The organism is Mycobacterium talmoniae (assembly GCF_001854525.1).
GTDB classification, from domain to species: domain Bacteria; phylum Actinomycetota; class Actinomycetes; order Mycobacteriales; family Mycobacteriaceae; genus Mycobacterium; species Mycobacterium talmoniae.
On record NZ_MLQM01000009.1, the window covers coordinates 49,989 to 60,154 of the forward strand.

Consider the following 10,166-nt stretch of genomic DNA (forward strand, 5'->3'; position numbering starts at 1 on the left):
AGACTCCGAAAATCGGTCCATGTGAGAGAAGGGGCATCGGTATGACCACCGAGGCAACACCGTCACCGCCCGATCAGACACCCGCACCGGCGATGGTCAGCAGGGGCTGGGTGCAGGGCGTGGCCCTCGTCATGATCTTCGGTTTCACCGTGATGGGCATCCTGGCCTACCGCACCTACAACGCGTCGATGCCGATGCCGCAGAAAGTGGTTAGCCAATCCGGTCAGGTGCTGTTTACCGGCGACGACATCACCCGCGGTCAAGAGCTCTTCCAGGCCCGCGGCCTGATGCAGTACGGGTCGGTGCTGGGTCACGGCGCCTACCTGGGACCCGATTACACCGCCGACTATTTGCGGATGGCCACCGATAACGTCGCCGATCAGCTGCGCGCGCACGGCGTCGCCGACGTGCACGACGCGGTGGTCAAACAGTTCCGGACCAATCGGTTTGATCCGGTCACCAAGACGCTGACGTTCACCGATCAGCAGGCCAAAGCATTCGGCGACATTCAAAAACACTACGCCGCCTATTTCGGCGAGAACTCCACCAAATACGGGCTGCTGCCGAAGATGATCACCGAGCCGGCGCAGATCCACGACCTGACCGCGTTCTTCGCCTGGACGGCGTGGGCGGGGGCCGCCGAACGGCCCGGCCACAGCTACAGCTACACCAACAACTGGCCGTCCGAGCAGCGGGTCGACAACGGGCCGACCGCGCAGCTGGTGGTGTGGTCGGTGCTGTCGCTGGTGGTGCTGCTCGGCGGCACCGGGGTGATGTTCGCCATCTACGGCCGCTGGAGCCAGAAGGTCGGCTGGCACGGCAGCGAAACCACCGCGTTGTCGTTCCGGCAGCCGGGCGAGGTGGCGTTGACCCGGGCGCAACGGGGCGCGATCTGGATGTTCGCGGTGGTGTCGCTGCTGTTTTTGGTGCAGACCCTGATGGGCGGGGCCGTCGAGCACTACCGCGCCGACCTGTCGGCGTTCTACGGCATCGATTTGGCCCGGGTGTTGCCCTACAACCTGGCCCGTACCTGGCACCTGCAGCTGTCGCTGTTGTGGACCGCCGCGGCGTTCTTGGCCGGCGGCATCTTCCTGGTCCCGTTCATCACCCGGCGCGAACCGCGCCGGCAGCATTGGCTGGTCTACGCCCTGCTCGGGGCGCTCGTGGTGGTGGTGGCCGGGTCGCTGCTGTCCGAGGCGCTGTCCATCTACGGCGTGATCGACAAGGGCAGCCTGTTCTCCCAGCAGTGGGAGTACCTGGACCTGCCCCGGCTGTGGCAGATCCTGCTGGTCGTCGGGCTGTTCTTGTGGATCGCGATCATCTGGCGGGGGATGCGCACCACGCTGCGCACCGAGTCGAAGATGAACCTGCCGTGGCTGTTCTTCTTCACCGGGCTGGCCATCCCGGCGTTTTATGCCGTCGGCCTGCTCGCCGGCAGCGACACCCACTTCTCGGTCGCCGACTTCTGGCGGTTCTGGGTGGTGCACCTGTGGGTCGAGGATTTCCTGGAGCTGTTCACCACGGTGATGGTGGCCTACATCTTCGTGCTGCTGGGGGTGGTGCGCCCCAAGGTGGCACTCGGGGTGATCTTCCTCGACGTCATCTTGTATTCGGCCGGCGGGGTCATCGGCACCATGCATCACCTGTACTTCTCCGGAACCCCGGTGGAACACATGGCGCTGGGCGCGTTCTTCTCGGCGGCCGAGGTCATCCCGTTGACCTTCCTGACCGTGGAGGCGTGGGCGTTTTTGCAGCTGGGTTCGCGACAGCAAAGCCACGACAAGCCGTTCCCGCACCGCTGGGCGGTGATGTTCTTGGTCGCGGTCGGGTTCTGGAACTTCCTGGGCGCCGGGATCTTCGGGTTCCTGATCAACCTGCCGGTGGTGTCCTACTACCAGATCGGCACCGCGCTGACGGCCAACCATGCGCACGGCGCGATGATGGGGGTCTACGGCATGCTCGCGGTCGGGTTGGCGATGTTCGCGTTCCGCTACGCCATCCCGGCCGACAAGTGGCCGGAGCGCTGGGCCCGGGTGTCGTTCTGGTGCATGAACCTTGGGTTGGCCTGGATGGTGTTCGCCACCCTGCTGCCGCTGGGGGTGCTGCAGCTGTACCACTCGGTCAACGACGGCTATTACGAGGCGCGGTCGCTGGGTTATCTGACCCGGCCGGGGAACTCAGTGCTGGAGTGGATGCGGCTGCCCGGCGACCTGTTGCTGATCATCGGCGGTGTGCTGCCGTTCGTCTGGATCGCGTGGACGGCGATCCGCAACCTGCGCGCGCAGCCGGCCGCCGACGAGCTGCCGGAAAACCCGCTTTACACCGAAGTGGCGCCGCAACCGGCTACCTCGAAGGAGTGACGATGACCGCCCCCGCCGCGTCGGTCTGGCTAGCCGCCGGCTATGCCCTGGTGCTGGTCGCGATCGCCTGGGGCTTCGACGTGATGGCCCGGCGGGTGTCGGCGCGGGCCGCGCGGTGGCGCACCGGCGAATTCGTCTACCACGCCGACCACGACGCCTGGGTGTGCCCGCAGGACCAGTGGTTGTGGCCCACCTCCTTCGACCCGGCGCATCGGGTGATGCGGTATCGGGCGTCGCCGGCGGTGTGCAACAGCTGCCCGGTCAAGTCCACCTGCACCAGCTCCGAGCACGGGCGTGAGATCAGCCGCGAGGTGGACCCGTGGCCGCATTCCGAAGCGGGCCGGTTTCACCGCGGCATCGCCTGTTTCGTGGCCGCGCTCGGGGTGGTGATGCCGCTGGCGATGCTGGTCGGCAGCCATTCGGTGGCCGACGTGCTGGTGTTGGGCGGGGCGGCCGCGGTGGTGGTGCTGGCCGGTCTGCCGCTGGCCCGGCACCTGTGGAACACTCCGTCCAACGCGCCCGATCACCTGCCGCACCGCACCGGGTTGGAGGATCAGGTGGCCGTCGCGATCGATCGGTACTCGACGCGGTGGGGCTGGGCGGACAAGGACGCCAAGGCAGGGGAGAAGACACAGTGACCGCGGTGGTGGTCTGGGTGTTGGTGGTGGTCGCGGCCCTGGTGGTGTTGGCGTTCTTTTCGCTGACGGTGCTGCGGGAATACGAGCGGGGCGTGGTGTTCCGGATGGGCCACGCCCGCCCGTTGTATCGGCCCGGACTGCATTTTCTGATCCCGTTGGTGGACAAGATGATCCGGGTGGATCAGCGGGTGGTGACGTTGACGATTCCGCCGCAGGAGGTGATCACCCGGGACAACGTGCCGGCCCGGGTCAATGCGGTGGTGATGTTTCAGGTGATGGATCCGCTGAAAGCGATTCTGGCGGTGGAGAACTACGCGGTGGCGACCTCGCAGATCGCCCAGACCACGCTGCGGTCCCTGCTGGGCCGCGCCGATTTGGACACCCTGCTGGCGCATCGCGAAGACCTCAACAGCGACCTGCGCACCATCATCGAAAAGCAGACCGAGCCGTGGGGGGTGGAGGTCCGGGTGGTGGAGATCAAGGACGTCGAAATCCCCGAGTCGATGCAGCGGGCGATGGCCCGCGAAGCCGAAGCCGAACGGGAACGCCGGGCCAAGGTCATCAACGCCCGCGGTGAACTGCAGGCCTCCGAGGAACTCACCCAGGCCGCCGAGACGCTGTCGAAAAACCCCGCGTCGCTGCAACTGCGCTACCTGCAGACGCTGCTGGAGCTAGGCGCCGACCAGAACTCGACGGTGGTGTTCCCGCTGCCGGTGGACATCCTCACCCCGTTTCTGTCGGGGCTGCCGGGGCGAACGGTCTGAGCCGCCTCACAGCACCAGCAGCATGCGGGTGTTGCCCAACGTGTTGGGTTTGACGTAGCTCAGGTCCAGGAATTCGGCGACCCCGAGGTCATAGGAGCGACGCATCTCCTCGAACACCTCCGGGCTGACCGGGGTGCCGTCGATCTCGGTGAACCCGTGGCGGGCGAAGAACTCGGTTTCGAACGTCAACACGAACAGCCGCTGCAGCTGCAGGTCGCGGGCCACCGCCAGCAGCCGGTGCACGATCGCGTGGCCGACACCGCGGCCGGTCATCCCCGGCTCGACGGCGATGGTGCGCACCTCGCCCAGATCCGACCACAGCACGTGCAACGCGCCGCAGCCGACCACCTGGCCCTGCTGTTCGGGGTGTTCGGCCACCCAGAACTCCTGAACCGCCTCATACAGCGTCACCAGGTTTTTTTCCAGCAAAATCTTCCCGGCGTAGGTATCCACCAGCCGCTTGATCGCCGGGACATCGGAGGTTCGTGCGCGCCGCACCAGCGGCGGAGAGGCGGGTGGACCGCCCGCTGCGTTCACGGGTGCAGAGTATCGGTTACCGAGGTCGGACTGAACAACCGATATTCTGTTTGCCGTGCCAGGGCAGCCGCAAACCGATCCGGTGGTGACGCGTGTCCGCGTGGCGAATCTGGCCAACCTGCTGACCGGTCTGCGGCTGGTGCTGGTCCCGGTGTTCCTGCTCGTCTTGTTTGCCGGGGACGGCCACGAAACCGCGAGCCGGATCGGTGCGTTCGTGATCTTCGCTGTCGCGGTCATCACCGACCGATTCGACGGGGCGTTGGCCCGCAACTACGGCATGGTGACCGAGTTCGGGGCGCTGGCCGATCCCATCGCCGACAAGACGCTGATCGGCGCGGCGCTGATTGGGCTGTCGATGCTGGGCGATCTGCCCTGGTGGGTGACGGTGCTGATCCTGGCCCGCGAGGTGGGGATCACCGTGCTGCGGTTCGCGGTGTTGCGCCGCGGCGTCATCCCGGCCAGCCGCGGCGGCAAACTCAAAACCCTGGTGCAGGCGGTCGCGATCGGGCTGTTCGTGCTGCCGCTATCGGGTTCGTGGCTGACCATGGCCTGGGTGGTGATGGCCGCCGCGATCGTGTTGACGGTGGTCACCGGCGTGGACTACGTCCTGTCCGCGGTGAGGGATGTGCGTGGACGACCCGCTGATCACTGAGGAGGCCCGCGCCCTGGTCGCCGACCTGACGATTCGTCGGCAAACCGTGGCCACCGCGGAATCGCTGACCGCGGGCCTGCTGTCCGCCACGCTGGCCGGGGTGGCCGGCGCCAGCGCGGTGCTGCGCGGCGGCCTGGTCACCTACACCGAAGACACCAAGGTCAGCCTGGCCGGGGTCGCACCCCAGGTGCTCGACGCGGTCGGCCCGGTCGCCGCGCCCACCGCCCGTGCGCTGGCCGTCGGCGCGCGGCAACGCTGCGCCGCCACCTGGGGGGTGGGGCTGACCGGGGTGGCCGGCCCCGAACCGCACGGCGGGCACCCGGCGGGCACCGTGTTCCTGGGGCTGGCCGGGCCGGTCGACGCCGAGGTCGTGGAGTGCGCGTTCGGCGGCACCCGCTGGGACATCCGGGTTGCGGCGGTGCGCGAGTCGATCAACCGGCTGCACGCGCTGGTCGCGCGGACGTGACGCGCCGGGAACCCGCCGGCCACCACCCGCGTTGCACAGCTAGGGACCGCGACTTCAAGGGAGAGCATGATGACGGCATTGCTGCGCGAGGTGATCGGCGACGTGCTGCGCCGGAACCGGACATCGCAGGGCCGCACACTGCGTGAAGTATCCGATTCGGCGCGGGTGAGCCTGGGCTACCTGTCCGAGGTCGAGCGCGGCCGCAAAGAGGCCTCCAGTGAGCTGCTGAGCGCGATCTGCACCGCCCTGGACGTGCCGTTGTCGACGGTGCTCACCGACGCCAGCGCCGCGCTGGCGCGTACCGAACCGGCAGCCAGCGCGGCCGGCACCGCCAACATCGATGTCAGCACCAAGGTCGTCATCCCGCCCGCGGCGGCGCTGGCACTGGCCTGATCGCACCCGCCGGGGCGACAAGGCTGCGGTCTGTCCCCGGTAACCGATAAATTGGGCAGCAGGCAAGCAACCAAACGAAGGCGGAGCTCACTCATGGCCAACCCGTTCGTCAAGGCGTGGAAATACGTGATGGCGCTGTTCAACGCGAAGATCGACGAGCACGCCGACCCGAAGATTCAGATTCAGCAGGCCATCGAGGAAGCGCAGCGTCAGCATCAGGCGCTGACCCAGCAGGCGGCCCAGGTGATCGGCAACCAGCGGCAACTCGAGATGCGGCTCAACCGGCAGCTGGCCGACGTGGAGAAGCTGCAAGTCAATGTGCGTCAGGCGCTGACGTTGGCGGACCAGGCGACCGCCGCCGGCGACGCCGCCAAAGCCACCGAGTACAACAACGCCGCCGAGGCGTTCGCCGCCCAGCTGGTGACCGCCGAGCAGAGCGTGGAAGACCTCAAGGCCCTGCACGACCAGGCGCTGGCCGCCGCCGGACAGGCCAAGAAGGCCGTCGAGCAGAACGCGATGGTGTTGCAGCAGAAGATCGCCGAACGCACCAAACTGCTCAGCCAGCTTGAGCAGGCCAAGATGCAGGAGCAGGTCAGCGCGTCGCTGCGGTCGATGAGCGAGCTCGCCGCACCCGGCACCACCCCCAGCCTCGACGAGGTCCGCGACAAGATCGAGCGCCGCTACGCCAACGCGATCGGTGCCACCGAACTCGCGCAGGGCTCGGTGCAGGGCCGGATGATCGAGGTGCAGCAAGCCAGCGTGCAGATGGCCGGTCACTCCCGGCTGGAGCAGATCCGCGCGTCGATGCGCGGCGAGGCGCTGCCCGCCGGCGGCGCGAGTGCCCCGGTCACCCCGGCCGCCCCGCAGTCCGGGGCCACACCTGAGACGCCGCTCGGCCAGCAGTAGCGGGGCCCGGAGATGGCGGCGAGTCAGCGACTAGCGCACACCGGTCAGTGGCGCGCGGTGCTGCAGCGCGGTTGGGATTCCGCCTACCGGTTCTCCGATGCGCTGGTGCAGCGGATCAGCGCCGCCATCGACCCGCGGGCCCGGCGGCTTCGGCAACGCCGCCGCGCGCTGCGCTGGGGCTTGGTCTGCGGGGCCGGCTGCCTGTTCTGGATCCTGGTGACCGCGGTGCTGGCGTCGTGGAGCACGCCGGCGTGGGTGCTGCTGATCACCGGCTTGGTCGCGGCGGGGGCGGCGATCCCGGGGACGCCGTTGTTGCTGCGGTACCGGTGGGTGCGGGCGGTTCCGCTGCCGGCGCAGCGGCCCGCCACCATCCGTCGGCTCCCGCCGCCCGGTTCGGCGGCGCGGCCGGTCATGTCGGCGCTGGGCGCCTCCGAGCGCGGCATGTTTTCGCTGCTGGGCGTGATGGAGCGGGGGAACATGTTGCCCGCCGAGGAGATTCGGGATCTGAGCGCGGCGGCGAACCGGACGGCGGCCACCATGGCGGCCACCGCCGCCGAGGTGGTGTCGATGGAGCAGACGGTCAGTTGCACCGCCGATTCCCGGGCGTATCTGGTGCCCACCATCAACGCGTTCACCGCGCAGCTCAGCGCCGGAGTGCGCCAGTACAACGAAATGGTGACCGCCGCAGCACAGTTGGTGGCGTCGGCCAATGGGGGAGGAGCGGCTTCCCCGGCGCATTCGCCGATGGCCCGGCAGCACTACCGCGAGGAGCTGGTCGGCGCGACCGACCGGCTGCTCGGCTGGGCGCAAGCCTTCGACGAACTCCGCCCGCTGCACTGAAGCGCTTAGTTTGGCGTTGACTCTGCGTCCACCACGGCAAAGTGCGAGTAGGAGCCCTGGTCAGCGCAGAGTCAACGCCCGTCAATCCCCGGGCCGGGGGCCGTAGCGTTCGATATACGCCCGATGCAGGTGGGCGTCGCGTTGGCGGGCCCGTTCATCGACGAGCTCGGGATCGAAACCGTGCACCCGCAGCATATGCCGGCGCCACACCTTGTTGAGGGCGTGCGAGAAATACACCAGCGAGATGAAAATCGGCGCGCTGATTTCCAGGTGCACGTAAAACGGGCCCGGCAGCAGCCACAGCGGGGCCAGCACCAACAGGGTCGGGACCGCGGCGCGCAGCATCATCCGGGCGGTGGCGCCCTTGCCGGTCAGATCGTTGCGGACCCAGTCCCGCATCGAATCGGGCAGCCGACGCCCATAGCAGTACCGGATGTACTGCAGCGGATTGGGTTTGGTGCGCACCCGGTCGGTGCCCATCGCGTGTGGCCCCTCAGAACGTGGGCCGCAGCGACGGGAATACGGTGGCCGCCACCGCCCGCGCCGTCGCCTTGAACATGTCGTAGAAGTCGAAGTAGTCGCGCCACAACGTGATGCGGCCGTCGTGCACCTCGAACACGCCGCACACCCAGAACTGCAACCGCAGCGGCCCGATTAGCAGGGCGTCGGTGCGTTCGGTGAGGACCGCGTCGCCGTCGGCGGCGATGCGGTGGATTTTCACCTCGAACCCGGCGCGGCCCTCCATCCGACGGAACAGCCGCATCGTGGTGTTGCGGCCGCGGATGGTCGGCAACCCCACATTCTGGTACACCAGGTCGTCGGCCAAGGTGGCGTCTGCCGTAACGAAGTCCTCGTCCTGCAGCGCGTTCAGGAAGGTCTCGACGGTGCGGATGTTGTCAACGGACGTCAGCTCAGCAGTTGGTTCGGTCATACCTGTCAGCCTAGAGCCGTTGGGCTATGGCACGGTAGGGCGATGCGCGTCGTCGTGATCGCCGGACCCGACCCCGGGCACTCGTTTCCCGCGATCGCGTTGTGCCAACGCTTCCAGGCCGCCGGCGACACCGCGACCCTGCTCACCGGCGTCGAATGGCTGGCCACCGCGGCGGCGGCCGGGATAGACGCCGCCGAGCTGGCCGGGCTAGACCCCACCGCCGCCGACGACGATGCCGACGCCGGGGCCAAAATCCACCAGCGGGCCGCCCGGATGGCGGTGGAAAACGTCGACCGGCTGCGGGCGCTGGCGCCGGATCTGGTGGTCTCCGACGTGATCACCGCCTGCGGCGGCATGGCCGCCGAACTGCTGGGTATCCCGTGGATCGAGCTCAACCCCCATCCGCTGTACCTGCCGTCGAAGGGGTTGCCCCCGATTGGCAGCGGGTTGGCGCCGGGCACCGGGCTGCGAGGCCGGCTGCGCGACGCGATCATGCGGGCGTTGACGGCGCGGTCGTGGCGGGCCGGGCTAAGACAGCGGGCGGCGGTGCGCGCCGAGATCGGGCTGCCGGCCCGTGACCCCGGTCCGCTGCGCCGGCTGATCGCCACCCTGCCCGCGCTGGAGGTGCCGCGCCCGGACTGGCCGGCCGAGGCCGTCGTGGTGGGTCCCCTGCATTTCGAGCCGACCGAGCAGGTGCTGCCGATCCCGCCGGGCGCCGGGCCGCTGGTGGTGGTCGCGCCGTCCACCGCGCTGACCGGGACCCGCGGCATGGCCCAGGTGGCGTTGGACTGCCTGGCGCCCGGGGTCGGGCTGCCGGACGGCGCGCGGGTGGTGGTGTCCCGGCTCAACGGTCCCGACCTGACGGTGCCGGACTGGGCGGTGGTCGGGCTGGGCCGTCAAGACGAGCTGCTGGGGCGCGCCGATGTGGTGGTGTGCGGCGGCGGGCACGGCATGGTGACCAAAACGCTGTTGGCCGGGGTGCCGCTGGTGGTGGTGCCCGGCGGCGGGGACCAGTGGGAGCTGGCCAACCGCGTGGTGCGCCAGGGCAGCGGGCAGCTGGTGCGGCCGCTGACCGCCGAGGCGCTGGTGGCCGCGGTGAACGTGGTGCTGGGCTCGCCGCATTACGGCGAGGCGGCACGCCGGGCCGCCGCCAGTGTCGACGCGGTGGCCGATCCGGTTCGGGTGTGTCACGAGGCGCTGGTGGGCGCTGGGTAGGTTGGTCGGGTGCGGTTGACGGAATTCCACGAACGGGTAACGCTGCGGTTCGGCGCCGCCTACGGCGCCTCGGTGCTGGCCGATCACGTGCTGAACGGCTTCGATGGACGCACCGCCGCGCAGGCGATCGAGGACGGCATGGAGCCGCGCGACGTGTGGTGGGCGCTGTGCTCGGACTTCGACGTCCCCCGCGAGCAGTGGTGAGGTTGGCTTGCCTGGTGTGCGCGAGCGTGCGTGTCCCCGGTCGACTACGCCGGGTGAATCACCGGGATTGCGCACGCTCGCCGCGCCGGGTCCGCGGGTAAGGCATCGAGCCTGCGGGTAAGGCGCCGCGCCTGCATCCAGGGCATCGAGCCTGCGCTCACGGCGCCGAGCCTGCGCTCACGGCGCCGAGCCTGCGCTCAGGCCCAGGATCGGCGCGAAAATCCGGCCTCAGCGCAGTTTCGATGCCGCCAGCGCAGGCT

Annotated in this window: 13 protein-coding genes; 10 read left to right on the forward strand and 3 right to left on the reverse strand. The window is 68.9% G+C overall.

The window, feature by feature from the left end; genetic code table 11:
- Nucleotides 1–92: 92 nt before the first annotated feature.
- Genes BKN37_RS03655 through BKN37_RS03665 form a run of 3 tightly spaced genes read left to right on the forward strand, consistent with a single transcriptional unit; the run spans nt 93 to nt 3,762 of the window.
- On the forward strand, nt 93–2,360 hold the full coding sequence (locus BKN37_RS03655; RefSeq protein ID WP_095406991.1) for a nitric-oxide reductase large subunit: 2,268 nt from the start codon (nt 93–95) through the stop codon (nt 2,358–2,360).
- A 2-nt stretch (nt 2,361–2,362) separates the two neighbouring features.
- The gene (locus BKN37_RS03660) at nt 2,363–2,998 is read left to right on the forward strand and encodes a hypothetical protein (RefSeq protein ID WP_071021637.1); all 636 of its coding nucleotides are present in this window, start codon (nt 2,363–2,365) and stop codon (nt 2,996–2,998) included.
- Nucleotides 2,995–3,762 (forward strand): slipin family protein, encoded by a 768-nt coding sequence (locus tag BKN37_RS03665; RefSeq protein WP_071021642.1) that lies wholly within the window; start codon nt 2,995–2,997, stop codon nt 3,760–3,762. The genes BKN37_RS03660 and BKN37_RS03665 overlap by 4 nt, the downstream gene beginning before the upstream one ends.
- Nucleotides 3,763–3,768: 6 nt before the next feature.
- On the opposite strand, the gene BKN37_RS03670 is transcribed toward BKN37_RS03665, so the two are convergent.
- Nucleotides 3,769–4,299 carry an amino-acid N-acetyltransferase gene (locus BKN37_RS03670; protein ID WP_095406989.1) on the reverse strand — a complete coding sequence of 177 codons (531 nt, stop codon included), beginning with the start codon at nt 4,297–4,299 and terminating at the stop codon, nt 3,769–3,771.
- 55 nt (nt 4,300–4,354) lie between these two features.
- On the opposite strand from BKN37_RS03670, the gene pgsA reads away from it, so the two are divergent.
- The 5 genes from pgsA (at nt 4,355) to pspM (ending at nt 7,556) form a co-directional block, all read left to right on the forward strand.
- Entirely contained in the window at nt 4,355–4,951 is a 597-nt protein-coding gene (gene pgsA / locus BKN37_RS03675; protein WP_071021645.1) for a CDP-diacylglycerol--glycerol-3-phosphate 3-phosphatidyltransferase, read from the forward strand.
- Nucleotides 4,929–5,417 (forward strand): CinA family protein, encoded by a 489-nt coding sequence (locus BKN37_RS03680; protein ID WP_071021687.1) that lies wholly within the window; start codon nt 4,929–4,931, stop codon nt 5,415–5,417. Before pgsA ends, BKN37_RS03680 begins: the two co-directional genes overlap by 23 nt.
- A 69-nt stretch (nt 5,418–5,486) precedes the next feature.
- Nucleotides 5,487–5,810, forward strand: a complete 324-nt coding sequence (gene clgR / locus BKN37_RS03685; RefSeq protein ID WP_071021691.1) for a transcriptional regulator ClgR — start codon at nt 5,487–5,489, stop codon at nt 5,808–5,810.
- Between the two features lie 93 nt (nt 5,811–5,903).
- Nucleotides 5,904–6,716, forward strand: a complete 813-nt coding sequence (pspA, locus tag BKN37_RS03690) for a phage shock protein PspA (protein ID WP_071021648.1) — start codon at nt 5,904–5,906, stop codon at nt 6,714–6,716.
- Nucleotides 6,717–6,728: 12 nt separating this feature from the next.
- Nucleotides 6,729–7,556: a phage shock envelope stress response protein PspM gene (gene pspM, locus BKN37_RS03695; protein ID WP_071021651.1), complete on the forward strand. Its 828-nt coding sequence runs from the start codon at nt 6,729–6,731 to the stop codon at nt 7,554–7,556.
- Nucleotides 7,557–7,637: 81 nt separating this feature from the next.
- Here the strand turns inward: pspM and BKN37_RS03700 are convergent, their stop codons facing one another.
- Together BKN37_RS03700 and BKN37_RS03705 are read right to left on the reverse strand one after the other, a co-directional pair.
- Complete coding sequence (locus tag BKN37_RS03700; RefSeq protein WP_071021654.1) at nt 7,638–8,036, reverse strand: DUF5313 domain-containing protein; 399 nt, start codon at nt 8,034–8,036, stop codon at nt 7,638–7,640.
- Between the two features lie 13 nt (nt 8,037–8,049).
- A complete protein-coding gene (locus BKN37_RS03705; RefSeq protein WP_071021658.1) occupies nt 8,050–8,487 on the reverse strand; it encodes a limonene-1,2-epoxide hydrolase family protein in 438 nt (145 codons plus the stop codon).
- Between the two features lie 42 nt (nt 8,488–8,529).
- Here BKN37_RS03705 and BKN37_RS03710 point away from each other — a divergent pair, with 42 nt between their 5' ends.
- Nucleotides 8,530–9,702 (forward strand): glycosyltransferase, encoded by a 1,173-nt coding sequence (locus BKN37_RS03710; RefSeq protein ID WP_071021661.1) that lies wholly within the window; start codon nt 8,530–8,532, stop codon nt 9,700–9,702.
- A gap of 9 nt (nt 9,703–9,711) precedes the next feature.
- Nucleotides 9,712–9,906, forward strand: coding sequence for a DUF3046 domain-containing protein (locus BKN37_RS03715; RefSeq protein ID WP_071021665.1), 195 nt, complete (start codon nt 9,712–9,714; stop codon nt 9,904–9,906).
- Nucleotides 9,907–10,166: the final 260 nt, after the last annotated feature.